General features: G+C 61.8%; 26 protein-coding genes. 8 read left to right on the top strand and 18 right to left on the bottom strand.

The annotated features are described in order from the left end of the window. Nucleotides 1–54: 54 nt before the first annotated feature. From BJP06_RS10880 to BJP06_RS10855, 6 genes are all read left to right on the top strand, one after another. Nucleotides 55–1476, top strand: coding sequence for a CCA tRNA nucleotidyltransferase (locus tag BJP06_RS10880; RefSeq protein WP_071573864.1), 1422 nt, complete (start codon nt 55–57; stop codon nt 1474–1476). After that, complete coding sequence (locus tag BJP06_RS10875; RefSeq protein WP_071573858.1) at nt 1469–2077, top strand: YqgE/AlgH family protein; 609 nt, start codon at nt 1469–1471, stop codon at nt 2075–2077. The genes BJP06_RS10880 and BJP06_RS10875 overlap by 8 nt, the downstream gene beginning before the upstream one ends. After that, nucleotides 2078–2791, top strand: a complete 714-nt coding sequence (locus tag BJP06_RS10870) for an AzlC family ABC transporter permease (protein ID WP_071573857.1) — start codon at nt 2078–2080, stop codon at nt 2789–2791. Further along, nucleotides 2788–3120: a branched-chain amino acid transporter permease gene (locus BJP06_RS10865; protein WP_071573856.1), complete on the top strand. Its 333-nt coding sequence runs from the start codon at nt 2788–2790 to the stop codon at nt 3118–3120. The genes BJP06_RS10870 and BJP06_RS10865 overlap by 4 nt, the downstream gene beginning before the upstream one ends. Nucleotides 3121–3212: 92 nt before the next feature. Then, nucleotides 3213–3626, top strand: a complete 414-nt coding sequence (locus tag BJP06_RS10860) for a hypothetical protein (RefSeq protein WP_071573855.1) — start codon at nt 3213–3215, stop codon at nt 3624–3626. Between the two features lie 20 nt (nt 3627–3646). Then, nucleotides 3647–3991, top strand: coding sequence for a hypothetical protein (locus BJP06_RS10855; RefSeq protein WP_071573854.1), 345 nt, complete (start codon nt 3647–3649; stop codon nt 3989–3991). A 333-nt stretch (nt 3992–4324) separates the two neighbouring features. On the opposite strand, the gene BJP06_RS10850 is transcribed toward BJP06_RS10855, so the two are convergent. Next, nucleotides 4325–4768: a hypothetical protein gene (locus BJP06_RS10850; protein ID WP_071573853.1), complete on the bottom strand. Its 444-nt coding sequence runs from the start codon at nt 4766–4768 to the stop codon at nt 4325–4327. Nucleotides 4769–5447: 679 nt separating this feature from the next. On the opposite strand from BJP06_RS10850, the gene BJP06_RS10845 reads away from it, so the two are divergent. After that, complete coding sequence (locus tag BJP06_RS10845; protein WP_071573852.1) at nt 5448–6671, top strand: HNH endonuclease signature motif containing protein; 1224 nt, start codon at nt 5448–5450, stop codon at nt 6669–6671. On the opposite strand, the gene BJP06_RS10840 is transcribed toward BJP06_RS10845, so the two are convergent. The 10 genes from BJP06_RS10840 to BJP06_RS10795 all read right to left on the bottom strand — a co-directional run bounded on the left by BJP06_RS10840 (nt 6668) and on the right by BJP06_RS10795 (nt 15645). Further along, a complete protein-coding gene (locus tag BJP06_RS10840; RefSeq protein WP_070975444.1) occupies nt 6668–6976 on the bottom strand; it encodes a hypothetical protein in 309 nt (102 codons plus the stop codon). The genes BJP06_RS10845 and BJP06_RS10840 overlap by 4 nt on opposite strands. A gap of 6 nt (nt 6977–6982) precedes the next feature. Beyond that, on the bottom strand, nt 6983–7957 hold the full coding sequence (locus tag BJP06_RS10835) for a bile acid:sodium symporter family protein (protein ID WP_071573851.1): 975 nt from the start codon (nt 7955–7957) through the stop codon (nt 6983–6985). Nucleotides 7958–8010: 53 nt separating this feature from the next. Then, nucleotides 8011–8358, bottom strand: coding sequence for a Rieske (2Fe-2S) protein (locus BJP06_RS10830; protein WP_071573850.1), 348 nt, complete (start codon nt 8356–8358; stop codon nt 8011–8013). Nucleotides 8359–8372: 14 nt separating this feature from the next. Further along, nucleotides 8373–9230: a tryptophan synthase subunit alpha gene (gene trpA / locus BJP06_RS10825; RefSeq protein WP_071573849.1), complete on the bottom strand. Its 858-nt coding sequence runs from the start codon at nt 9228–9230 to the stop codon at nt 8373–8375. A 1-nt stretch (nt 9231) separates the two neighbouring features. Further along, a complete protein-coding gene (gene trpB / locus BJP06_RS10820) occupies nt 9232–10482 on the bottom strand; it encodes a tryptophan synthase subunit beta (protein WP_071573848.1) in 1251 nt (416 codons plus the stop codon). Beyond that, nucleotides 10475–11896 (bottom strand): bifunctional indole-3-glycerol-phosphate synthase TrpC/phosphoribosylanthranilate isomerase TrpF, encoded by a 1422-nt coding sequence (gene trpCF / locus BJP06_RS10815; protein WP_071573847.1) that lies wholly within the window; start codon nt 11894–11896, stop codon nt 10475–10477. The genes trpB and trpCF overlap by 8 nt, the downstream gene beginning before the upstream one ends. Continuing rightward, nucleotides 11889–12917: an anthranilate phosphoribosyltransferase gene (gene trpD / locus BJP06_RS10810; protein ID WP_071573846.1), complete on the bottom strand. Its 1029-nt coding sequence runs from the start codon at nt 12915–12917 to the stop codon at nt 11889–11891. The genes trpCF and trpD overlap by 8 nt, the downstream gene beginning before the upstream one ends. Nucleotides 12918–12919: 2 nt before the next feature. Then, a complete protein-coding gene (locus BJP06_RS10805) occupies nt 12920–13510 on the bottom strand; it encodes a gamma-glutamyl-gamma-aminobutyrate hydrolase family protein (protein ID WP_071573845.1) in 591 nt (196 codons plus the stop codon). Beyond that, on the bottom strand, nt 13507–15006 hold the full coding sequence (locus tag BJP06_RS10800) for an anthranilate synthase component 1 (protein WP_071573844.1): 1500 nt from the start codon (nt 15004–15006) through the stop codon (nt 13507–13509). Before BJP06_RS10800 ends, BJP06_RS10805 begins: the two co-directional genes overlap by 4 nt. A 249-nt stretch (nt 15007–15255) precedes the next feature. Next, nucleotides 15256–15645 carry an SdpI family protein gene (locus tag BJP06_RS10795; protein ID WP_240492762.1) on the bottom strand — a complete coding sequence of 130 codons (390 nt, stop codon included), beginning with the start codon at nt 15643–15645 and terminating at the stop codon, nt 15256–15258. 158 nt (nt 15646–15803) lie between these two features. Between BJP06_RS10795 and BJP06_RS10790 the strand changes: the two genes are divergently transcribed. Continuing rightward, on the top strand, nt 15804–17024 hold the full coding sequence (locus BJP06_RS10790) for a dicarboxylate/amino acid:cation symporter (RefSeq protein WP_071573843.1): 1221 nt from the start codon (nt 15804–15806) through the stop codon (nt 17022–17024). Here BJP06_RS10790 and BJP06_RS10785 read toward each other — a convergent pair. The 7 genes from BJP06_RS10785 to BJP06_RS10755 form a co-directional block, all read right to left on the bottom strand. Further along, nucleotides 17021–17677, bottom strand: coding sequence for a hypothetical protein (locus BJP06_RS10785; protein ID WP_143110626.1), 657 nt, complete (start codon nt 17675–17677; stop codon nt 17021–17023). The two genes, BJP06_RS10790 and BJP06_RS10785, sit on opposite strands and share 4 nt — an antisense overlap. Before the next feature lie 10 nt (nt 17678–17687). Beyond that, nucleotides 17688–18566, bottom strand: a complete 879-nt coding sequence (locus BJP06_RS10780; protein WP_071573841.1) for a carbohydrate ABC transporter permease — start codon at nt 18564–18566, stop codon at nt 17688–17690. A 3-nt stretch (nt 18567–18569) separates the two neighbouring features. Beyond that, nucleotides 18570–19415, bottom strand: coding sequence for a carbohydrate ABC transporter permease (locus BJP06_RS10775; protein ID WP_071573840.1), 846 nt, complete (start codon nt 19413–19415; stop codon nt 18570–18572). Nucleotides 19416–19497: 82 nt separating this feature from the next. Beyond that, the gene (locus tag BJP06_RS10770; protein ID WP_071567955.1) at nt 19498–20826 is read right to left on the bottom strand and encodes an ABC transporter substrate-binding protein; all 1329 of its coding nucleotides are present in this window, start codon (nt 20824–20826) and stop codon (nt 19498–19500) included. A 124-nt stretch (nt 20827–20950) separates the two neighbouring features. Continuing rightward, nucleotides 20951–22180 (bottom strand): DUF4032 domain-containing protein, encoded by a 1230-nt coding sequence (locus tag BJP06_RS10765; protein ID WP_071573839.1) that lies wholly within the window; start codon nt 22178–22180, stop codon nt 20951–20953. 10 nt (nt 22181–22190) lie between these two features. Beyond that, nucleotides 22191–23315, bottom strand: a complete 1125-nt coding sequence (locus tag BJP06_RS10760) for an ABC transporter ATP-binding protein (protein WP_071573838.1) — start codon at nt 23313–23315, stop codon at nt 22191–22193. 414 nt (nt 23316–23729) lie between these two features. After that, nucleotides 23730–24824, bottom strand: a complete 1095-nt coding sequence (locus tag BJP06_RS10755) for an ABC transporter substrate-binding protein (protein WP_071573837.1) — start codon at nt 24822–24824, stop codon at nt 23730–23732. Between the last annotated feature and the right edge of the window lie 789 nt (nt 24825–25613).

Raw genomic sequence — 25613 nt, 5'->3', positions numbered from 1 at the left:
CACCGGTGCCCGTTCGACCTCCCCGACCCCTCCGACCCGAACGCCGTCGCGGCGTTGCAGGTTCGGGCTGAAGAGGGCGTCGAAAAGCTCAGTGGCTTGCTGACGCCCCTCGCCCAGCGCTTCGTGGAGCGCGGCGAGCACCTCTACCTTGTCGGCGGGCCCGTGCGCGACGCGATGCTGGGCAAGCTCGGGCACGACCTCGACTTCACGACGTCCGCCCTGCCCCCCACCGTGCAGGAAATTCTCGACGAATGGGGCGAAACCACCTGGGATACCGGCATTGAGTTCGGCACCGTGGCCGCCGTGCGCGAGGGCCAGCAGGTGGAGATCACGACGTTCCGCTCCGACCTGTACGACGGCGTGACACGCAACCCCGAGGTGACGTTCGGCGACACCCTCGACGGCGACCTCATTCGGCGCGACTTTGCTTGCAACGCGATGGCCATCGAGCTCGACGTGGTCGACGGCGCACTCCGCCCAATCTTCCACGACCCGGTGGACGGTATCAGTGACCTGCTGCAACGCCGCCTTGACACCCCGCAGGCCCCCGAGATTTCCTTCCGCGACGACCCGCTTCGCATGCTCCGCGCCGCCCGCTTCACCTCCCAACTCGGCTTCGAGGTTGCTCCGCGCGTCTTCGACGCGATGCGCGACATGGCAGGTGAGATTCAGCGCATCACCGTCGAGCGGATCCAAGCCGAGCTGGACAAGCTCATGTGTGGCATCGCCCCCTGGGAGGGCATTGACCTGCTGGTCCGTACCGGCCTCGCCGAGTTCGTGCTGCCTGAGGTGCCCGCGCTGCAGCTTGAGCAGGACGAGCACATGCAGCACAAGGACGTCTACGCACACTCGCTGACAGTGCTGCGCCAGGCCACCGAGCTCGAGGACGACGGCCCCGACCTCAAGTTGCGGCTCGCCGCGCTGCTTCACGACGTCGGCAAGCCCGCCACCCGCGCCCTCAAGGAAGGCGGTGGCGTGAGCTTCCACCACCACGAGGTCGTGGGTGCGAAGCTGGTGCGCAAGCGCCTCCGTGCGCTGAAGTACCCGAAGCACGTGATCAGCGACGTCGGCCAGTTGGTTTTCCTGCACATGCGCTTCTACGGTTTCGGCGAAGGCAAGTGGACCGATTCGGCGGTGCGTCGCTACGTCACCGACGCCGGCGACCTCCTCGGCCGCCTGAACAAACTCGTGCGCGCCGACTGCACGACGCGAAACCCACGCAAGGCGCGCCGCCTGCAACGTGCGTACCAGAACCTCGAGGAGCGAATCGCGACGCTCGCCGAGCAGGAGGACCTTGCGCGCATCCGCCCTGACCTGGACGGCAACGAAATCATGCAGATCCTGGATCTTAAGCCCGGCCCGGAGGTCGGCGAAGCCTGGAAGTATATGAAGGAACTACGTCTGGAGCGCGGCGAACTCGAGCACGACGAGGCCGTCGCTGCCCTGAAGTCTTGGTGGGAGGAACGTAATGTCTGAGTATTTCTTCGGTGACCGCCTGTTTACGTCACTCGAACGCACGGAACCTGACAGCGGTATGCTGCTCGTCGCCGCTCCGGGGATGTACTCGCCCGAGTTTGCTCGGACGGTTGTGCTCGTGATTGAGCACGGTGAGCAGGGCACGCTCGGCGTCATCTTGAACCGGCGTTCCGACGCCGCCGTGGCGAACGTGCTGCCAGAGTGGGAGTCGCTCGCCAGCGAGCCGGCGGTGATGTATTACGGCGGACCCGTCAGCCCGAACGCTGCCGTTGGCCTGGGCGTCACGCGCAACGACGTCGACATCGCCGAGCACCCGACGCTGACGCGCCTTGCGAACAAGCTGGTGCACGTCAACATGCATGAGCCGGCTGATTCCTTCTCTGAGTTGCTGGAGGGCTTCCGCCTCTTCGCCGGGTTCTCTTCGTGGGATGCCGGGCAGCTCGACGAGGAGATCGAACGCGGCGACTGGTACGTCGCCCCGGCCCTCCCCTCCGACGTCATCACACCCGCGAGTGTCGATTTGTGGGGCGACGTCCTACGCCGCCAGCCCATGCCTCTACCCCTTTTCGCCACCTTCCCATCCGACATCGAGGACAACTAGATGAATGTTTCACGTGAAACATTGCGAGAACTCGGTCTCGGAGTGCGCGACATGTGGCTCGTCGGCCTCGGCGTCGTGCCACTCGGGCTGGCGTTCGGCCTGCTCATGGTGCAATCCGGTTTCGCTTGGTGGTGGACGCCGGTCTTCTCGATGCTTATCTACGCCGGCTCCACCGAATTCCTCGCAATCCCGATGGTGCTCGGCGGGGTCGGCCCCGCCTCCGCCGCGATGACCGGTTTCATGGTGAACTTCCGACACCTCTTTTACGGCCTCACCTACCCGCGGGACGCGATCCGCTCGACGTTCGGCCGCCTCTATTCGATGTATTCACTTACCGACGAAGTCTACGCCGTCATCAGCGCCCGACAGCAGACCACGCGCCACACCGGCCCGCGCCTCATCGCCATCCACGTGATGTGCCAGGCGCTCTGGGTTGTGTCTGGCCTCGTCGGCGCGCTCGCCGGCGAACGCCTTCCCGGCACAATCGAGGGCATGGACTTCGCCCTCACCGCACTGTTCATCGTCCTCGCCTACGAAGCGTTCCAGGCTTCGCGAGACATGAGCGCCGTGCTCATCGCCACTGGGATCGCGCTCGTTGCAGCCTTCGTCGTCCCCGGGCAGATGCTGATGGTGGCGCTCATCGCGTACTTCCTGGTCCTGCTGGTTCGTTTTTGGGTACCTGGCGTCGATAAGCGATTGGAGTGGAAGCGATGAACGGACTTCCCGCCGGCGTTGACCTGCCCATGGTGTGGGCCGTCATCCTGCCGATCGCCGTGGTCACCGTGTTGCTCCGTGCGCTGCCATTTGCCTTTCGTGGGTGGCTAGACGGCAGCCCTCTTCTCGACTTCCTCCGCCTCTACATGCCCGTCGGCGTCATGGTCGTCCTCGTGCTGTACACCTTCACCAGCTCCGACCAGCCCGTGTGGGCCGGGGTGCTCGTCGGCTTCGTGACGCTCGCCCTCCACGCCTGGCGACGCTCCCCCGCCCTCTCCATCCTGGCCGGCACGGGGCTGTACGTGGGGCTGGTTAACTTAGTGTTGTAAGTCACGAAATTGCTGAATATAAATCTGCCTGATACATTGGCGGTTGTTGTCAAATCCCTGGCAATATCGCCCTCTGTATTCAGGAGATTTCCATGAAGCGTTTCGCTACCGCTGCCATCGCAGCCACCACTGCCCTTTCGCTCGCCGTTGTACCGGCGCAGGCTGGGGAAGATACGAGGCAAGGGTCGACCGCAGGCCTTACGGATGAGTCTATGATCCAGTACATTGTGGATTCTTGGGGAAAGGAGCTAAAGAATCCCGGCTCAGGTGTTTCTGCACCTCATAAAGCATCCTCTGAATCTTCGTCTAAGCGAAAAGAGAATTCGCCAAAGTCGGACTTTGGTCCTTTTTGGAAATTCGCTTATAAGAATGATGCCGTTAATAATTACAAGCTAGGCACCACTGCTGACATCATCATCGGGACAAGTATCGCAGCAGCTGTTCTGGCTGTTCTTGGTGGCCTAGGCGCCGCACAACTTCAGGGCCTCATTCAGCTTCCGTTCTAACAATTATTCAGGAGATTTCCATGAAGCGTTTCGCTACCGCTGCCATCGCAGCCACCACTGCCCTCTCGCTCGCTGTTGTGCCGGCGCAGGCTGCAGACACGTCAAGCAACGATGACGAAGTCACCTCGTCGGTTGGTCTTTTGGCTCTGTTGCAAGCAGGCAAGCTGGCCGGTGCCGAAAACCAGGCGGATTACGATCAAGCAGCTGTAGAGACGCTGTTCGGCGCCGCCGCATTGCAAAGTTCCTTTGAAAACGACGAGAAGAAGGGCTGGCCCATGGGCCGCACCTTCGACATCATCTGGGGTTCCCTGCTCGGTGTTGCGGCTCTTGGTGGTCTTGCGTTCCTCGCTCTGAACGCAAAGTAGATTTCAAGATTTTGCGCGAGGCTCGGGTTTCGGGTCGAGCGCTTTGTCGTTTCGGGGAATGTTTTATTAACGTCACATACGTTAGACAGGTCTATAGTCTTGGTAGGGGCAAAGTTTCGTTTTCGGACGCTTCCTTGCCCTATCCGAGCCGTTGTCAGAGGATACCCTGCCTGTATTTAGTGGAACTTAATAGAGTGGTGCGTGGTCGGAACGATCCAAGATTGGCTTGACGTTCGCGCGCTATTGATTAGGTATTAATAGGGTGTCTATCTAGGTCAGCAAAACCCAGCCTCATACGGGAGGCTGGGTCAGAATGTGGCGTCGATAAGTGAATTAGAACGGCAGCGCTGGAAGCTGAATGCCCGGAATGACGCCGGAGACTGCAGCAACGACACCAAGAAGTGCAACGAGCGCAGCCGGAACGCCGATCAGGAGACCGAGAATGCCTGCCTTGTAATCCTTGTCGTTGATCAGCTCCTTGACACAATCCAGCTCGTCAGAAGAAGAGGTCAGCTCCTCACGGATCTCCTGACGAGTCTGATCAGCCTTGTTCTTAGCGATGTCACCAGCAGTCTGTGCATCAGCCGCCTTCTTCTTCGCCTCAGCCTCCTTTTCCTTCTCTGCGGCCTCAGCCTTCGCCTTGCACTTCGCGAAGGCAACCGACGAGCCGACCTTGGCATCCTTGTCGGAAGGCTGAGCCTCCGCTGCGAACGCAGGGCCAGCGACCAGGGACAGGGACAGAGTTGCAGCAGCTGCTACGGAGGTAAAACGCTTCATGGGTAGCTCCTTTGTGGGATCGGTTAAAGTTAGGGACTCGCCAAAGTTTTGGCATGTCTGCAACTAACATCGATCGGAACGTCCTGTGCGTTACTTCGGAGATCAAATGATTCCGAGAGGTGATTTGGGAACAGCGCTCCCCTGCCCTGCGCGGGCTCGGACCAATAGGTCAGAGTGGGTTGAGAACTTGCTACTCCCATGGGGCCGTCGAACGGCTCCGATTGTCCGCGGGGCGGACAGGTGATTGCGTGTTTCGATATTCCGCGGGGCGGACAACTCGCCGTTGTTGCAACCCAGTATTGTTCACTTTCCGCGGGGCGGACACCACTTCGCGAATTGCATCGGCGAAGCACGCATTCCGCGGCGCGGACAATCTATCCGTTGTTACAACCCAACCTCCCGCACAGTCCGCCGCGCGGACTCCAACGAAGCTTTAGTCGACTCCAGTAGCATTCCGCGGCGCGGACAGAGCGAGTTCAGCTCAAGACCCCAACGATTGCATCAAGGTGTCCGCCGCGCGGACACCCACCCACACACCCGTGCTCGAAAGTGGCGTCGCAAAGCACCCCGCGCACTGTCCGCCGCGCGGACACCCACCAACAAATATTTGGATAAACCTCTTGACACCATCAATCGAACACGTATACTAAACAAAACGACCAAAACATCAGGGGGAACCATGCACACCACCACCATCGACGCCGACACCATCATCAACACCATCGTAGAAAGCGCACGCCTGTTCGCATACTCACACGCGGAAATACTGACCGCGATCGCCGAATTCGACACCCACAACCTCGCCGAAGCCTACGGGTGTGCCTCAACCGGGGCATGGCTTGCCAGAGTGTTAAAAATGAAACGCACCCGCGCCTACGAATACGCCGCCGTCGCACGCAAACTCACCGCCTTTCCCACCATCCTCGACGCGCTACGACAAGGAACCATCGACTACACCAGTGTGCGCTACATGCTCGACTACGCCACCGAGGCAAACCAACACGAACTCGTAGAGATAGCCGCCGAATCTGGCTACCAAGGCCTCGTATACGCCCTTGCAGGCGCAACACCCACCAATAGGCAACCCCAGGATGCTGGTGCACACTGCGGGCTGACCATCCGCGAAGACGGCCAATACCTACGCGGCTGGTTTTGCATGAACGCTACCGACGGTGTGGCCTTTCAAGCAGCCCTGCGCGCAGGCGCACACGCCTATGCGGACGACAACGCGATGGATGAGGCGGATGCGCAGATGATGCGCTCAACCTTCGGGCTGCCACCGGCGCGATTAATGCTGCAATCACTCATGGGGTTGGTGCACATGGTGCGCACCGGGGCCGCCACACACGCCACGATGGCACCAGCAGCACAAGTGATGGTGCATATGACATCAGATGGGCGGGCGTTTTTACCGAATCACATGGCCGCTCCTGCCGCACGGCTTGCCAATCTGGTAGATCATGCAGATTTGATGGGTGTGCTCTATGACGCCCAGGGGCAGGTGATCAAGTTTGGGCGCAAACGCCGTTTGGCAAGTAGCAAGCAGGTGCAGGTGTTGTTAGGGATGTGGGGGCATAAGTGCGCGGTGCCGGGGTGTGGGCATACCAGGTTTTTGCAGATGCATCATATTCGGGATTGGGCCGAAGGAGGTGCAACGGATGTGGAGAATTTGGTGCCGTTGTGCTCGAGGTGTCATTCGTTGGTCACGGATGGGTTTATTCGCGTGGTCAAGCCTGGGCCTGTGTTGTATTTCCGGTTTGCTAGTGGTGAGCAGTGGGTGTGTGAGCCTGGTCGGGTGGGGTATCGCGATGATGCTGCCGAGATTGAGTTGGATGGGTGGGGTGTGGATTCGTTTGCGGATGAAGCCGCACCGACGTGGGATTGGGACACACCCAAGGTTTAAGCATGCCCCAGCAGACTACAAGCCTCAGCCCACAGCGCCTCGAACTCCTCTACCGCAATGGCTGTCGCAGAAATGCCCTCGAACTGTGCGTACAGGTCTGGGTGCGGAACGATAGACATCGGCTCATTCGCCTGACCAATCACTTTGCCGTCGGTATAAATGCCAGTAATGGTCTCGCTCGGGTCCAGCTCGATCATCCGAACCATCGTACATTCGCGAGGGTTCAGCTCCTCAAGTTCGGCAATATTGAGAAGCTCTCCCCCAAGATCTGGAGCGCTGTAATGAATCCGGACGTAATGTTTCACGTGAAACTACTCCTTCGAAGATGTCGGTTTTGCAAGGCGCGAGACGTACGCGGAGCACGTCATCAACTGAATCAGATGGTAGATCATCAGCGGCACAATCAGCACACCGAGTTGACCTCCGCCAAAGATAACCGACGCCATCGGCAACCCAGCAGCCAACGACTTCTGCGTCCCGCACATCTGGATCGCTACAGTGTCCGCCCTCGAGAACCTCAAAGCCTCCGGGACAACCCGCGTCACCCACAGCATGACGCAAACCAGAACCAGAGCGAACGCAGAGAGGAAGACCACCTCGAGCGCAGAAACATTTGACCACACGCCAGAAACAACACCAGCTGAGAACGCCGAGTAAACGACCATCCAAATGGACCCGCGGTCAACAAGCTTGGTAGCTTTCCGCGCAGCGAAGCCAGCAACACCAGGCACCACTGCCCGAGCGACCTGACCCAGCACGAAAGGAAGGAGCAACTGTAATGCAACATTCCGGAACACAGATGCATCAATATGAATGCCACTGTCGGCACCCATCAGGACCATCACGAGGGCCGGCGTCGCCACCACACCAACTATCGACGACAGGCTCGCCGCAACTACCGCACCCGGCACATTGCCACGCGCGATCCCCGTCAGCGCCACCGACGACTGTACAGTCGACGGCACCAGGCAAAGATAGAGAATCCCCTGGTACACCGAGTTGGAAATGAACGCGGTGGGGGGGCGCATGGCCAGGCCGATCAAAGGATATGCGATGAACGTGAAGGCGAGGATGACCGAATGCAGGCGCCAATTCGTCAAACCTTGCAGCGCCTCGCGGGTGGAAAGACGCGCACCATAGAGGAAAAACAGCAGACCGATTGCAAGTTTGACAGCAATGGAAAAGCCCTCGGCAAACGAGCCTCGGGCGGGCGCAATGAACGCGAGTACCGCGGCGAGGATGATGCCGAGGAGCAAGGGGTCGATACGGCGAAGAAAACCTGACATGCACACATGATAGCCACGTAGGCCACGCCAGGCAGTCCGAGAAAGCAGCAGCCTTACATCGACGCGTTCAGCGTCTCGCCCGCTTCTGTAAGCTGCGCTGGGGTCAGGGGATTTTGCGTTGGTCCGGAGACTGCGGAGCCGTCGGTAATGCTGAAGACGGAGCCGTGGCCGGTGCAGCGAACAGTGTCCCCATCGACTTTGGTGATCTTCTGGCCCTGATGCGGGCAGGTTTGGGAGTAGGCGACGTACTCGCCGGCGGTCGGTTGGGCGATGATGAAGCCGTCGAGGATGACGGCGCTGCCGACGGGTACTTGGGTTTTGGCTACCTCGGCGGTTGGTTCCGATCCGCAGGCGGCGAGGAACGCGCCGGCGAAAGTGGTGGCGGTGCCGAGGAGGAACATGCGTCGTGAACAAGTCATGCCCTGATAGTAGCCTGTTTCATTGCCGCGACGTAGGAGGACAGCTCGGCGGTCAGCGCGTCGATGTCCGTGATGCGCGCGGGATTCGGGTGCGTGTGTTCGGTGTATTTAGCCACGATGTTCGCAATCGCGGAGCCGGTGATGGCGCCTGCTGCCCCGGCTGCGATTGCGTCCGCGACGTGCTGCGGTGTGGAGATCCCGAACCCGAGCAGCACCGGGGCGCCGCCGTATGCTTGCACGTTGTCCACTACCTCGCGAAGGCCGTCGACGGAGGCTTCCTTGTCGGCGCCGGTCACGCCGTCACGGGAGATGGCGTAAATGTAGCCGCGGGATTGCGCGGCGACGCCCTCCAAAGTCTGCGGGCTGGCTTTGGCAGGGGCGATGTAGATCGGGTCGACACCCGCGGCAAGAGCAGCTTCGCTGAACGGCGCCGATTCGCGCACAGGGACGTCCGGGAGCAGCACGCTGTCTGCGCCCGCCTCTCGGAACGCCTCGTAGAACGAGGAAAGACCGCGTACGTAGGCGACGTTGGCGTAGATCAGCATGCCGATCGGCAGGTCGGGGTATCGCTCGCGGATCGTCCGAACTTGTGCCAGTGCCTTATCGACGGTTGCTCCGCCATCGAGTGCCCGCACGTGTGCCGCCTGGATGGCGGGGCCGTCGGCGACGGGGTCGGAGAACGGGACGCCGAGTTCGAGGGCGTCGGCTCCGGCGGTGACGGCGGCGTCGATGATTTGGAGGGCGTCGTCGGGGTTGGGGTCGGAAAGCATGATGAATGGGACGAAGGCCCCCTCTCCCCTCTCCTGTAGGGAGGCGAAGAGTCTTTCGTAACGTGACGTTGCAGGGGTGGACATGTTAGTTGGTCTCCTTTCGCACATTTTCAACCCATTCCGGGTGTTCGGCGAGTGTTCTACGGACGTGAGTGACGTCCTTGTCGCCGCGGCCCGAAAGGGAAACGAGGATTGTGAGGGGCTCCGCGTCAGCCGGGTGGGACGCCGCGCGTTGCAGCGCGTACGCCAACGCATGCGAGGACTCGAGCGCCGGGATGATGCCCTCGTGCCGTGACAGCAACTGGAACGCACGCAGGGCGGATTCGTCGGTGACGGGAACGTACTTCGCTCGGCCCGTCTTGGCAAGGTTTGCGTGCTCGGGTCCGACCGCGGGGTAGTCCAGGCCGGCGGATATTGAGTAAGACTCAGCCACTTGGCCGTCGGTGTCACGCATCAGGTAGGAGCGCGTGCCGTGCAGAATGCCGACGGTCCCGGCAGCAATCGCGGCGCCATGCTTGCCGACGCCCACGCCCTCTCCCCCGGGTTCGACGCCGACGAGTTCGACGCCCTCCTCGTCGATAAACTCGGCGAACATCCCGATGGCGTTGGAGCCGCCACCGACGCAGGCGCAGACGACGTCCGGCAGCCCACCGGTACGCTCAAGCATCTGGGCTTTCGCCTCGGCGGAGATCACGCGGTGGAACTCCTTGACGATCTTGGGGAACGGGTGCGGCCCGGCCGCGGTGCCGAGCAGGTAGTGGGACTCGTGGAAGGTGGCGGTCCAGTCGCGTAGTGCTTCGTTGACGGCGTCTTTCAGGGTGCCGGCGCCGGAGTCGACGCCCACTACCTCAGCACCCATCAGCCGCATGCGGTAGACGTTTGGCTCCTGCCGCGCCATGTCGGTCTTACCCATGTAGATGACGCAATCCAAACCCAGTAAAGCGCAGGCGAGCGCGGTGGCGGTGCCGTGTTGGCCGGCGCCGGTCTCGGCAATGATGCGGGTTTTGCCCATCTTCTTCGCCAGTAGTGCTTGGCCGATGACCTGGTTCGTCTTGTGTGCGCCGCCGTGCACGAGGTCCTCGCGCTTGAGGAAGATGCGCGCGTTCGCGCCGTTGAGGGGCAGATTGCGACATTCGGTAAGCGGGGTCGGTCGGCCGAGGTAGTCGCGAAGCATCGCGCGGTATTCGGCCATGAAGGTTTCCTCGGCGAGGGCGTCGACAAACGCTCGCTCGAGTTGGTCAAGCGCCGGCAGGAGCGATTCGGGGACGAATTGCCCGCCGAATTCGCCGTAGTATGCGGGCAGGATGGTGCTGCCGCCGTGGGTGTAGTCAGTCAATTTCTGTCCTTGGGTAGTGGTAGTTGCCGATGATCTCGAAGGCCCGCCGCAGCGCGCCCGCGTCCTTACGCCCGGCCTGAGCAGGGTATTCGACGCCCGAGTTGAGGTCTACGCCGGAGCAGCCGACGGCGAGCGCCTCCCGGAGGTTGTCGGGGTGCAGCCCGCCGGCGAGGAGCGAGTCGCCGCGTACCTCGTCCGGGATGTCGGCCCAGCGGAAGGTCTCGCCGGAACCGCCGTCGCGCGCGTCGAGCACCAGCTTGTCGACGCCCCCTAGGATCCCCAGCGCAACCTCTACGCCGGATGACTCACTCATGGAGACCGCCCGCCAGAGCTCGACGTCCTCCCCGATCTCTGCGCGCACCCGCTCGACCAGGGAGCGTTCTGCCTCGAGCGATCCCTGGTACGGAGCGTGCACCTGCACCGCGTGGATGCCCGGCTGGACCAGTTCGCCGTACCCGGACGTGCGGCGGGAAACCGCGACGTACCGCAGCCCCGGCTCGTGTGCGATGATGTCCGCCGATGTTTCACGTGAAACATTGCGCGGACTCGACTCCTCGAAGATGAGCCCGCCGTACACCGCGCCCGCCGCCTTGGCGGCCTGCGCGGCGCTCCACGACGTCAGCCCGCACACCTTGTTTGGCCCGTACACCAGTTTCCGGGCGGCCAGGTCGATGTCCGGCTGGCCGGTCAGCTGCGACCCGACCAGGAACCCGTCCGAGTGCCCGCCGAGCTGACGCACAGTCTCCACGGACCGGATGCCGGACTCCGACACCACCGCCGCTTCGGCAGGAGCGAGTCGCGCCAACCGGGCGGAGCGCGTCAGGTCAATCGAGAGGTCGTGGAGGTTCCGGTGGTTCACGCCGAAGATCCGCGCGCCGAGTCGGCCAGCCCGCACGGCCTCCTCCTCGCTAATCACTTCGGTGAGCACGTCCATCCCGAGGGACTCGGCGAGGCCGGAGAGGTAGGCGTAGCTGGCGTCGTCAAGAATCGAGAGCATGAGCAGGATAGCGTCGGCGCCGAAGTAGCGCGCGGCGTAGACCTGGGCCTCGTCGATGATGAAGTCCTTGCAGAGCACGGGCAGGTGCGTGCTCGAGGCGACCGTGGCCAGGTGGTCGTAGTCGCCGCCGAAGCGGGAGGGCTCGCACAGCACGGAGATGCCGGCGGCGTAGCGCGAGTACACCGAGGCGATTTCCCCTGGCTTGTAGTCGGCGCGGATCAGGCCGAGGGACGGCGAGGAGGACTTGCACTCCATGATGAAGCTGGTGCCCTTGCGCTTCAGGTTGTCGTAGAGTGAACGCTCCGAGCGTGGGAGTGCAGCGACATTCACGTGGGCAAGACGCTCGCGGATCGCTGCCAAATCGCCGCGTCGGCTTGCCACGATCCCTTCGAGCACGGTGGGTAATTGTTTAGGCACTGTAATCAGCCTCCTCGTGTTGCTGTAACCATGCGTGCACGGAGCCGTCGGCAAGCAGGTTGAGGGCGTGGGTGACGCCGTTGGCGATGGTTGGCGCTGTGCCGTTGAGGTAGAACATCGCGCCCGCACCAGCAGCGACGGCCGAGCGGTGCGCCTCCGGGCCCTCCCCCGCGAACGTCGCGCGGATGGCGGCGGCATTCTCCACGCCGTCGCCGCCGCGTAGGTCCTCGAGCGAGCAGCGCTGAAGGCCGAGCTCCTCCGGCGTAAGCACGTATTCAGTGATGGAACCGTCGCGGCCCAGCTCCCAGACCTGCGACTCGCCGTGCACCGCCAGCTCGTCGGTGCCCGCGCCGTGGACGACGAGCGCGCGCCCCCGCCCCAGCTCGCGCATCGTCTCAGCGATGACGCGTCCCTGCGCCGGGTTGGCGATGCCCATGATCTGGTACTCCGGCCGCGCCGGTGAGAGCAGCGGCCCTATCGTGTTAAACAGCGTGGACACGCCCAGCGCCTTGCGCACCGGCTGCACGTGCGCGATGGTCGGGTTGTACGCCGGTGCGAAGAGGAAGGTGAAGTTGGAGGACTCGAACTGTCGCACCGCACGCGAGGGGTCGAGGTCGAGTGGGATGTTCACGGCCTCGAGGACGTCGGCGGAGCCGGACTTGGAGGACACGGACCGGTTGCCGCACTTGATCATGGGCACTCCGCCAGCGGCGGCGACCAGTGACGCCGCGGTGGTGATGTTGATGGTATTCGCGCCGTCGCCGCCGGTGCCGGCGGTGTCCATCAGCCCCTCCCCCGTCACCGGGAACGGTCGGCCTGCGGCGAGGAACGCGCGAGCCGCGCCGGCGATGTCGGCGAAGGTTTCGCCGCGTGTGCGGATCGTGGCCAGGAGTGCTGCGATGTGGACGTCGTCGTAGTCGCCGACGGTGAGCGGGGTGAATGCCTCGATGGCTTCCTCGAGTGTCGGCTCCCGGTTGTCCAGGAAGCGCTTGAGGATGGTGAGGGATCGTTCGGTTGCCATGGTTAGTTTCCTTTCTTCAGCTTGTCGACGCACCGGCGCAGCATCGTTGGGCCTGCGGGTGTGAGGATCGATTCGGGGTGGAACTGCAGCCCGATGGACATGCCGTCGTCGGTTGCGGCGGCCATGACGATGTCCCCGGTGCGTGCCAAAGCGTGCATCCCTGCAGGCAGCGACACTGCCCCGAGCGAGTGGTAGCGCGCGACCGGCACGTCGCGCCCGGGGTGTCCGAGCTGGCTGGTCATGCCGTCGAATAGTCCGGACGCGAGTCCAGCTGACGTTAGTCTCATGGTGTCCGAGACGCCGTGGACGGGCCCACAGGGCTGGACGGTGCCGCCGAAATGTTCCACGAGGGCTTGGTAGCCGAGGCAGATGCCGAGCATCGGCACGCTGCCCTGCGCTCGGCGGATCAGCTCGGGCATGCAGCCGGCATCGGCCGGGTACCCAGGGCCTGGTGAAAGCACGATCAGTGAAGGATCCAGCGCCAGTATTGAGTCCGCATCAACGGTGTTGCGGAACACTACTGATTCATACTCAGCAAGCGCGTCCACCAAGTTGTAAACGAACGAGTCCTGGTTATCCAGCAGCACAATCATTTGATTACCTCCAGTTCTGCGCCGGCGGCCAGCGCGATCGCGTTGAGTACCGCGTACGCCTTGTGCAGCGTCTCGTCGGCTTCGGACTGCGGGTTGGAGTCGCGCACGACTCCGGCGCCCGCCTGCACGATCGCCTTCCCGCCGGTGACGTACGCAGAACGGATCACGATGCAGGTGTCAAAGTCGCCGTTGCTGTCCAGGTAGCCGACTGCTCCGCCGTAAGACCCGCGCCGCGCGCCCTCGAGCGAGCGGATCAGCGAAGTGGCGCGCAGCTTCGGCGCCCCGGTGAGCGTGCCCATGTTCATGCACGCCCGGTACGCATCGAGTGCGTCGAGGTCCCCAGCCAGCCGCGCTGAGACCCGGGATACGAGGTGCATGACGCGCGAATACCGGTCTACCTGCAGCAACTCGGCAACTCGCCGCGTGCCGGGCTCCGCAACGCGGGCGACGTCGTTGCGCGCGAGGTCCACGAGCATGGTGTGCTCGGCGACTTCTTTGGCGTCGGTGCGCAGCTGCAGCTCCATCCGCGTGTCCAGCTCGTGGTCGACCGTCCCGTCCTCGGCGAGCCCGCGCGGCCGCGTCCCCGCGATCGGGTACAGCTGCACCTCACGGTCGGCGTTGGTGTACTTCAGGTTGGACTCGGGGGAGGCGCCGAAGAGCTCGAAAGACTCACCATGCTTATCGACGCCCCTCTGGTAAAACATGTACGGCGAAGGATTAGTCGCGCGCAGTTGGAGGTACGCGGCGAACGCGTCCGGGCAGTCGACGACAAAGCTGCGGGCGGGCACGACTTGGTAGATGTCCCCGTTGTAGATGTGTTCCTTGAGCCGCTCCACGTCGGCGCAGAACTGCGCGTCGGGGATGTCGGCGCGAGCAACCAGGGTGCCGCCGGGCCCCTCCGAAGAACGTAAGGGCGTGGGCGAAGCGGCGTCGATACGCTCGGCGAGCGCGTCAATCCCAACTCCGCTGAGCGTCGCGGACTGTGCTTGGTGGTCGATGCGCAGCAGCACTTCGGCGAGGACGAACTGGTAGTCGGGGTAGGTGTTGGCGCCGTCGGCGACGGCCGGGAGCTCCTCGAAGGTGTCGAGGTAGTCGTAGGCGAACCCGCCGGCGAGGAAGCCGAACTTGCTGAGCGCGCGCAGTACCTCGACGGTGGAGGTGGCGGTGAGGCGCTCGCGCTCGTCCGCAACAACAGCAGCGGCAACAGGCGGAAACGCGTAGACGTTCTCTCCAACGTGGTACTCCCCCAGCTGCTCCCGCAGTTGATCAGCCACCGTGCGCCCGAAGGAGGTCAGTGGCTCGACGTGTACGTGGATGCCCGAGCAGGTGACGCGCACCGCGGCCCGCAGCACCGCGACCGATTGGATGCCGGAGCGGGTGGTGATGTCGGCGGATTCAAGCAGTACCGTGTCCTGGTTCGTGGTGCCGCCGAGGTGCGCGAAGAGGCTGGCGGCGTCCGCGTGGTACTTCACGTGGCGGGTGGTGTGTGTGCTCATGGTCGTCCTTCGTGTGTTGGTACACCGAGGGCGTGTGAGCCAAAGCAAACGGCCCGCGGTGCTTGTGGTTACAAGCCGGCGGGCCGTTGTTGAGACTCTAGAACGTACTAGAAGAGGCGGCTCGCCGTGTTCGGGAGCCACCACCAGTTCTTCTGAGTCGTGAAAGTCATAGGTGTAAAGGTAGCGGAGAGAGCGAACGCTGTACGCGGAACCACCAAACTCCCTGCGTACAGCGTGAATATAAAACGGCTACTGCTGTTCGTCCGCCTTCCCGGCGGCCTTGCGTAGCGCGCCGAGGTCCACGGCGGGCTCGTCTGAGGAGTCTGAGTCTGAGGCGTCCAGGGCGGCGTCGACAAGCGCGGCGGCGCGGGCCCCGAAGTTGCCGCCGACGGAGATGCTCACGAACCCGGCGACGACCGCCACGGCGACGAGAATCCACATCCACCCGTATGCAATAAATGCAAAGGCGGCGCCGATGGCGAAGGCGACTGCGGCGAGCACCCAGAAGGGGCCGGTGACGCGGTGTGCTTGGCGCCATGTGGACTCGTGCTTGCGAACTTCCGGGACACGCAGCCCGATCACGCCGTTGCCGGGCAGCTTCCCGGCGGTCGCGAGGACGCCTGGTATGAGAAGTGCCACAGTGAATACTATAAGGAGTATCCCAATGATAGTATTTATGGAACTTGTGTCAGAAAATGGCCCATTAGGGCTCTGTGCAAGCAACATACCGTATAGCATAACCATCACAGGTTTTTCGCCTGTGGATCTGTCCATCGCCTCGTATTAAAGGTGCAACAATGAAATCGAAAGTGTTGAGCTCGCTGCTCTTCTGGATTGTCGTGGCGATCGTCGCCGGCTTTCTGTGCAGTTTTTTCTTTCCTGACTGGCTCGCGCGCGTCTTCGTGACGTTCAATGGCCTGTTCTCGAACTTCCTGGGATTCTTCGTCCCAATCCTCATCTTCTCCCTGATCGCCCCCGCGATTGCGGGCCTGGGCAAGGGCGCGGGTAAGTGGTTGGGTATCACGGCCGGGGTCGCCTACGGATCCACGATCATTTCCGGCCTGATTGCCTGGGGTGTGGCTTCAGCACTCTACCCAACGTTGCTGGCTGGTACGCAGCTGCGTACAGATATCGACGACCCCTCCGAGGGCGGCCTGTCGCCGTTCTTCGAGGTGGAGATGCCTGCACCGTTTGAGGTGATGTCGGCGCTGCTGCTCGCGTTCGTGATTGGTATCGCGATGACCACGGTGAAGTCCCGCACGATGCACGAGGTGCTCAACGAGCTGCGTGACGTGATCATGAAGGTGGTTCAGAGCTTCGTCATTCCGCTGCTGCCGTTGTTCATTTTCGGTACGTTCCTGAACCTGGCTATGAACGAGAACTTCGGTTCGACGATGGCCGCGTTCGGCGTGGTGCTACTGCTCTCGGTCGGCATGACGATCGTGATCGTGCTGGGCCAGTACCTGATCGCTGGTACGGTGGCGGGCCAGAACCCGTTCGGGGCGCTGAAGAACATGCTGCCGGCGTACTTCACGGCGCTGGGTACGTCGTCCTCCGCGGCGACGATTCCGGTGACCTACGAGTCCACCCTGAAGAACAAGGTGGACGAGAACGTGGCGGGCTTCATCGTGCCGCTGTGCGCGACGATTCACCTGTCCGGTTCGATGATGAAGATTACGCTCTACGCCTTGGCGATCGTGTTCATGGCGCAGCTGCCGATCTCCGGCGGCGCCGTCGTCGGCTTCGTGCTGCTGCTGGGCATCATGATGATTGCTGCGCCGGGCGTGCCTGGTGGCGCGATCATGGCTGCGGTTGGCCTGCTGCAGGCGAACCTGGGATTCGACGAGTCGATGATCTCCCTGATGATCGCTGCCTACATTGTGGTTGATTCCTTCGGCACCGCGGCGAATGTGACCGGTGACGGCGCGATCGCGATGATTGTGAACCGTTTCGCGAAGGGCAAGATCGTCACGCAGGACATGGAACGCGCTCAGGAGATTCAGGCGCAGGACGCCTAGTCGCTAGCGAGTCCCCGCCCGAGTGGTGCCGCGACGAGCAGCTGCACAAGAAACAGTGTGAGCGCTGGCACCGCGAAGAAGTAGGCGGGAATCCACATGGCAACTGAGGTCCATAGCGGCAGGGATGCCGCCGCCCCGATGCACAGGAGTGCGCCAAGGGTGCGTGGCAGTTGCTGGAACGTGAGGATCACGGAGCGCCCCAGGGTTTCGCCCAGGGGCGCTTTTTGCTGCCCTTCTGGGGCCGGGAGCGCCTGGAGCGCGAAGAACCACACGCTGATGCCGGCGATGATGAGGATGCCGGACAGGGTGAGCCCTTGCGTGAGGTTGAGGAGGGGGCCGTCGATACCTGCTTGAAAGATGACCCACTGTTGGTAGGCGCAGCCGAGGCCGAGGGCGACGAGGATCCCCCACCACTGGGTGGAGGCGCCGCCGAATGTGCCGCCGCCGTAGCGGAACTCGCGGAGGTAGTGCAGCCCGTAGCGGGAGCCGCGCCCTTCGACCATGTAGCCGGTGACGACGTTCGCCGCGCGGATCGCCATGCCGCCCGTCACGATGGGGAGCGCGGACAGCACGAAAAGCATGTTGACAATGACAATGTCCGCCATCAAGGTGAAGGCGGACATAAATCGAGAATCGGGGTTGAAAAGGCTCACGCCTTGAATGTTATCCCTTCACGGCGCCAGCTGCGACACCTTCCACGATGTGCTTCTGGGAAGCCATGTAGAAGACGATGATCGGGATGATGGCGAGCACGAGCATTGCCATCATTGCGCCCATGTCGCGGTTGCCCTGGGATCCAACGAACTGCTGGATGACCACTGGGATGGTGCGGTATGGGGTGGACAGGCCGATGACGAGGTATGGCAGCAGGTAGTCGTTCCAGACCCACATTGCGTTGAGGATGGCGACGGTCACTGCGGTTGGCTTGAGCATCGGGAGGACGACGCGGAAGAACGTTTGCAGTGGGCTGCAGCCGTCGATGGTTGCCGCTTCTTCAATCTCGAGCGGGATCGACTTGACGAAGCCGGCGAACATGAACACGGACAGGCCCGCACCGAAGCCGGTGTAGAGCACCACCATGCCGAGCGGGTTTGCCAGACCGAGGCGGTCGGCGATGGTGACGGTTGGGAACATCACCATCTGGAACGGGATGACCATGGAGAACACGAACAGGTAGTACAGCGTGGACGTCCACCACGTTTTCACGCGGGTGATGTAGTAGGCGGTCATCGAGGAGAAGAAAACGATGGAGGCGACGGAGAGGATCGTGATGGTGAACGACCACACGATGGCCCACGCGAAGCCTTCGCCTTGGATGCCGGTGATGTAGTTTTCGAATCCGGCCCACATGTCGCCGAGTGGGATGGCGAATGGGTTGTTGGAGATCGCGAACTTCTGCTTGAAGGAGTTCAGGAAGATGAACACGATGGGTCCGAGAAAGACCACGGTGAGGAACACCAGCACCGCGTAGATGAGTACTTTGGCTGGGCCGCTGACGCTCGCCTCGGAGGCTGCTGCGGGTGCCTTTGTTTTGGTTGCCATGGGTTATGCCTCCACTTCCTTGCTGCGTGTTGCGCGCAGCTGGAACATTGCGATGACGACGACCACTACGACGAAGATGACGGCCTTTGCTTGGCCGACGCCCTCGACGTTGTTGCGCAGGAACATCGTGTTGACGATGTTCAGGGCGACCATTTCGGTTGCGCCGCCTGGGGCACCGTTGGTGAGCGCGAGGTTCTGGTCGAAGAGTTTGAAGGTGTTGGACAGGGTCAGGAAGAGGCAGATGGTGATCGACGGCATGATCATCGGGATGGTCACGTGGCGGAGCATTTCCCACTTGGAGACGCCATCGAGTTCTGCTGCTTCTACGAGCTCTGGTGGCACGTTCTGCAGGCCTGCGATGTAGATGATCATCATGTAGCCGACGAGCTGCCAGTTAATGAGGATGACCAGGCCGAGGTAGCCGTACTTCCAGTTGGAGACGATCGTGGTGCCGTATTGGGCGAGCACGGCGTTGATCATGGATTGCCATGTGTAGCCGAGGACGATGCCGCCGATGAGGTTCGGCATGAAGAATACGGTGCGGAAGAAGTTGGTGCCTTTGAGTTTCCGTGTCAGTGTCCAGGCGATTGCGAACGCGAAGACGTTGACGGTGATGATGGAAACGATGGAGACGAGGGCGGTGAATCCGAACGCTCGGACGAAGCCTTCTCGTGCTTGGAACGCTTGGACGTAGTTGTCGATTCCTACCCAGGTTGCGTCAGTGATGGTGTGGAAGCTGGTGAATGACAGCAGGAAACCAATGACGAATGGGGCAAGGAAGGCGATCAAGAACGCAAGCAGCGTCGGCAGTACGAAGAGTGGGAAATATTTCTTCAGTGATTGCTGCATTTGTGGTGCCTATCTGGGGAATAAAAAGCGCGGAGTGCGCTGTTCGCACACCCCGCGCTCTGGTTTACAACATGTTCAGTGCTTAGTTGGAGCCCTTTTCGGCCTTCCAGTCCTCGCTGAACTTAGCGACGACGTCTGCCCACTCCATGTTGCCGGATGCGTACTGGGCGAGGTTGCCGCCGAAGTCATCCTTGAACTGCTGGGATGGGAAGAACTGGAAGTCCCAAGGCAGGGTGGTCAGCTCCGTGTTGGAGATGGCTTCCTGTACCTGGCGTGCCAGCGGGTCGGCTGGGACGTCGGTCTCCGTGTAGTTCTTGAACGGTGCGATGAAGCCGAGGTCCTCGATGACGTGCTTCTTGCCTGCCTCGGAGGTGAACAGCCAGTTCAGGAAGTCCTTGGTGGCCTGCTGGTCCTCTTCTGGGGCCTTGGCGTTGATGGCGAGGTAGTTCTCGGTGCCGACGTTGATGCCGGTCTTCTCCTCATCTGGGAGGCCCATGTACATCGGGAGGAACTTGATCTTGTCTTCCTTCACGACGTTGCCATTGACGTCAGCGATCTGCGACCATGCCCAGTTACCGTTCTGGACGAAGGCTGCCTGGCCGAGTGCGAACTCTGCCATGGAGTCGGAGACTGCCTTGGATGGTGCCAGGGTCGGCGCGACGGTGGAGTTGTTCAGGTACAGGTCAAAGAGGTTCTTGAACTCCTTGTTGTACTTGAAGGTGACGTCGTCTGCGTCGGTGGTGCCGAGGTCCTGGAACTCGAAGTGCATTGGGCCGTTGGCCAGGTGGGTCTGCCAGCGCCAGTCCTCACCGCTGGTGAGGGAGGTGGAGGCGAAGGTGCCGTCGATGCCGAGCTCGTCTTTCTTTGCCTGCATGTCTTCGGCGAGCTTCTTCAGGGATTCGAAGTTCTTCACTTCGTCCATGGAAGCGACCGCCGGGTTTGGCAGTGCGAAGTACTTGTCGGTGATTTCCTCGTTGTAGATGATGCCGAAGCCTTCAACTGCGAACGGGATGCCGCGTACGGTGCCGTCTTCCGCGGTGAGCGGGGTGACGTCCTCGTTGAGGTCCTGTGCGAGGGAGAAGTCGGACAGGTCTGCGGTGTAGTCCTTCCAGGTCTTGAAGCCGGTTGGGCCGTTCATCTGGAAGAGGGTCGGAGCGTCGGACTTGCCGACCTCGGTGCGCAGGGTCTGCTCGTAGTTACCGGAGGCCGCGGTGACGACCTTGACTGGGACGCCGGTTTCCGCGGTGTACTCTTCAGCGATTGCTTGGTAGGTCGCGTCCTGCTCAGGCTTGAAGTTGAGGAAGTAGACGTTCGGACCTGCCGTGTCGTTCCCGCCGCCACAGGCGACGAGGGCGGACGCTGCCAGTGCAGCGACAGCGGTTGAGGCGAAAGCTCGCGTGAATTTCTTCATGGGCCATCCTTCATGTGTAGCCGTGCTCCCTGCCAGCGTTACCCGATGCGGTTCACGGCGCGTTTTAAGGTACTACCTCAGCATAGTGACCTTGTGTGAAGCACGGCAAACATTATGGCCCCTGTCACATCTCCGGGGGTAATTTATAGACGATTGCCTCGTCCGGATGCCCCGGCAGCACATGGTCGAAATAGGACTGTGCCGCTTCGGTGAGGGTGACGTAGCGCTGGTCGTTTTGGCTCATGAACCAGCGGTGATCCAAGATTTCGTGGAAAATCTGGGCGGGTTCAAGCTTCTCGCGCAGCTGCGGGGGGATGAGCTCGATGATGGGTTCGTAGTTCTTCACCATCCAGCGGTGTGCCACCGATTCGAGGGGGAGCTTGCCGCCGTAGCGCACGGCGCGGTACACCTCCATCTCGCCGAGGAGGCGTTGCGCCTGCCGGTCCTGCACCTCCAGACCGGTGAGCCGCAGCAGCTTTTTCTGGTAGAAGCCTGTGGAGAACACGGCCGGCTCGATGATGACCCGATAGGTGTTCTCGCCGTCGTGCTCAATCTCGACTTCGCCGACGTCGAAGCCTAGCTCATTAATCCTTGCGACGCGCCCGGCGATCGCCCCGAACGCGTCACCCTCGACGATGAGCTCCCCGGTCATCAGGTCCCACAGCTCGTTGTAGGTGGAGGCGATGTCGTTGCCGAGGGTGATGACGTCGACCTCTTCGCTGAGGTAGCCGCCTGCCTGCAGGTCCATCATCTCGCCAATGATGTTGACGCGGGCGACGTCGACGTCGTAGAGGCGTCGTCCGTCGGAGATGGGGTCGTGGAACTCGCCGGTTTCGGCGTCGACGAGGTAGGCGGAGAACTGGTCGGCGTCTCGCCGGAACAGGGTGTTGGAGAGGGAGACGTCGCCCCAGTAGAAGTGCAGCAGGTGCAGGCGCACCAGCAGCACCGCGAGGGCGCGCACCAGTTTGTTGATGGTGTCGACGGTGATGTCGCGGGAGAACACGTCGCGGTATGGGAGTGAGAACCGCAGGTGCTCCGTGACTAGGCAGGGGGTGAGCTCCTGCCCGTTTTCGTCGACGCGGTGCGTGATGACGGCGACGGGGACGACGCAGGGGGCGTCGAGCTCTTGAAGTTTCCTGAGCATGTTGTACTCGTGGTAGGCGACTTCCCCGCCGATTTCCTTGACTGCGAAGACCAGCCCGTCAGCCTCGATGAGGCGCACCGTATGTCGCGAAATGCCGCGGGGCAGCGCCGCGAGGAGGTCGGAGGACCAGTCCTCGAGTGGCTGCGCCCACGGCATTTTCAGCAGTGTTGGTGCGTAGACGGGCGAGACAACGCTGAGTTTCTCGCGCAATGTGTGTCCTTTAGATTCGCTGGCCAGTTGCCTTGCTGAAGACGTGGAGTCCGCCGTCAACGATCTGGACGTAGACGACGTCACCCTTCATAACGCCCGACAGCGGTGCGGTGCGCACCACGATCTGGCCCGAGGTCTCTCCGTCGAGGCCCTCTTCCTTCCAGCCGCCGCCTGCGAGGTGGCCGTACAGGTAGGAGTCGGAGCCGAGCTCCTCCACGAAGTCGATCTCGACCGGGATGGAGTGCTGCGCGTTCGCGTCGACGACCTCCAGGGATTCCGGACGGAAGCCGAGGATGACCTGGCCGTCGTCTTCCACGGTGAGGTGGGAGATGTGCTCGTCGGAAAGCGGGATGGAGGCGCGGCCGAGCTTGGCCACCTTCTCATTGAGGTCAACGTCGAAGGTGGACAGGTTCATGGCTGGGGAGCCGATGAAGCCTGCGACGAAGACGTTGTTCGGGTGATCGTAGAGCTCACGCGGGGTGCCTACCTGCTGCAGGACGCCGAAGTTGAGCACTGCGATGCGGTCACCCATGGTGAGAGCTTCCGTCTGGTCGTGGGTGACGTACAGGGTGGTCACGCCCATGCGACGCTGCAGGTTCGCGATCTGGGTACGGGTCTGCACGCGCAGTTTCGCGTCCAGGTTGGACAGGGGCTCGTCCATAAGGAAGACCTGTGGCTTGCGCACGATGGCGCGGCCCATTGCCACGCGCTGGCGCTGGCCGCCGGACAGGGCCTTCGGCTTGCGGTCGAGGTACTGGGTCAGGTCGAGGGTCTTGGCTGCCTCTTCCACTCGCTTGTCGATCTCGGCCTTGTCCATGCCGGCGATCTTCAGTGCGAAGCCCATGTTCTCGCGCACGGTCATGTGCGGGTACAGGGCGTAGTTCTGGAAGACCATCGCGATATCGCGGTCCTTGGGGCTGACGTGGGTGACGTCGCGGTCGCCGATGCGGATGTGGCCTTCGTTGGTGTCCTCGAGACCTGCGAGCATGCGCAGCGCGGTCGACTTACCGGAGCCGGACGGGCCGACGAGGACGAGGAACTCCCCGTCCGCGATTTCAAGATTGAGCTTGTCGACACTCGGCGTGGTCGCACCCGGGTAGATGCGCGTTGCGTTGTCGTAAGTTACTGATGCCATGTGGTCCTCCATCGGCAGGTACGTGCCGAACGTTCCGTAGTGGGGATAAGGTACTCCCTTAACCTACCATCTGGAATCACAAGTCCACACTTGCTATGCCATAGCTCACACTCGGGGTACCCCCGTTACGCCCTACCCCCCGGAAGGGGTTAATGTGCGTGATATGTACGCATTTCCCAGCACTTTTATCTATTTGGCATAATCCAAGGTCAACGCGAATTTAAGAGAAAGTTAAGAAATGTTCGTGGTCCCGTGTCTTTAAAGTTTGGGAGGATTTTCTTCGGGGTATTCCCTTTTCCCTGCAGATTCCATATACTCCCGAGTAGAGAAATTCGAAGCAGAGACCCGGCACCTAGAACACGAGGTGCCGGGTTTTTCTTCATCTTCTTAGATTATTTTGAACCAAGGTTGGCCTTAGTTGGTTGGTCCCTCCCCGTTCAGGATCCGCTGCGCGTCCGTGGCGCTCAGCTCGTACCCGTAGAACGTTGAGTAAAATTGCTGGGTCTCCGCGACCAGGTCGACGTCCTCGAACTTCTCGGGGTGGAACAGCTTCGCGGCCCACAGCAGCTGCAACGCCTCCTCCGCTGAGTAGCGGTCCCAATTCGACGTCCCCACCGGGTTCTTCACCACGTTGCCCTGCTTCACTGCAGGCACGTTCGCCAGCGCAGGGTCCTGCACCAGCTTATCGACGCCCTGCTGCGCCTCCGTACCGCCCACAATGATGAAGTCCGGAGCGGCGTCGACAATGTCTTGCGCGGTGACCGTCTTGATGTCCACAACGTCTTCCACCACATTGCGAGCCCCCGTCGCCACAATCCACTCCCCAACCAGCGAGTCCGGCCCGCTGGCCTGCGTCACGTCCTCCCCGCCGACGATGTGCAGCACTTTCGGCTTCTTCTCCCCCGACATGCCGCCCAGGCGGTCGGCGACCATCTTCAGGTTGCGCTCCATGTAGGTCACGTACTCGGTGGCCTTCTGGTCAGCCTCCTCGGTGCCCAGTGCGTTCGCCGTAATGCGTACTGACTTCATCAGCTGCTTAAAGTCGTCAAAGTCGACACGCGCCGCCGGGATCCCCTGCGCCTGCGCCGCCTCAACCTGCTCTTTCGAGGAGGTCAGGAGCATTTCGGGGTTGATCTCTTTCAGCTCTTCCACGTTGAGTCGGGTTCCCGACGCCGGCGTCGGCAACTCCGTGACGTGCGGGTAGATCTTCGTCAGCCACGGCAGCTGCTTCGCTTCCTCGGTGGTGGCCACCAGGGTGTCCCCGCCGCCGAGCATCAGCACGAACTGATTGTTCACGTCCCATGTGTCCGCCATGCGCGTCACCTGCTTCGGCACCCGCACGTCCGTGCCGTCGATGTCCGTGAGCAAGCGGGTGGTCTCCTCCTGGGTGGTGTGGGTCGTTTGCTCGGTTGTATTGTCAGCTGAGTTGTCTGCTGAGTTTTCGGCGGTGCACCCGGTGACCAGCAGTGTTGCGGTCAACAACGTTGCGGCTACGGCGTGGTGACGCATAGGAAAGGACTCCTTCTTCAAGGTTGTGATTACGCCAGCAGTGTACCTATCGACGCCCCCATCCCCGAACCCGCCCCTCCCCCGCACCACATTCCCTCACGCAGTTTCGCCGACCTGGGTTTTTGTCGACGCCCCTTCCCAAAAACTAGGAATGTGGTGTCGTGTCTCGGCGTGCCAGTGCCAAACAACGCAACCGATAACATCTAGCACATTTATGAACTGCGGAAATGCGGAGGCCGGAACTCAAACATGCGTCTCTTGGCACTGAGGCCTCTGTGTACGCACCACATTCCCACCTGGCCGACCTCCGACCTGGGCATTTGTCAACGCCGCTTCCCAAAATCCAGGAATTTGGTGTCAGTCCGTGCTTGGTGCGCACCAAATTCCCTCACACAGTCTCAGCGACCTGGGCTTTTGCCAACGCCGCTTCCCAAAATCCAGGAATGTGGTGTCGTATCTCGGCGTGCCAGTGCCAAACAACGCAACCGATAACCTCTAGCACATTTATGACCTGCGGAAATGCGGAGGCCGGAATTCAAACATGCGTCTCTTGGCACTGAGGCCTCTGTGTACGCACCACATTCCCACCTGGCCGACCCCCGACCTGGGCTTTTGCCAACGCCACTTCCCACCTAGGGAAAATCCAGGAATTTGGTGCGGGGGGGTTAAGCGACAAAATGTGTGCTTTTTTGGATATGGATTCCAGGTCCTGCCTGGGCCTACGGCGGGACAGTGCTCGTTGAATCGGGATTCCCTGCCGTAGACCGGAAGGTCCACCACTTCAGGCGT

This window comes from Corynebacterium sp. NML120713 (assembly GCF_001875735.1).
Classification (GTDB): Bacteria; Actinomycetota; Actinomycetes; order Mycobacteriales; family Mycobacteriaceae; genus Corynebacterium; species Corynebacterium pseudogenitalium.
Note: the sequence above shows the minus strand (reverse complement) of the source record. Positions and strands in the feature narration are given on the sequence as shown.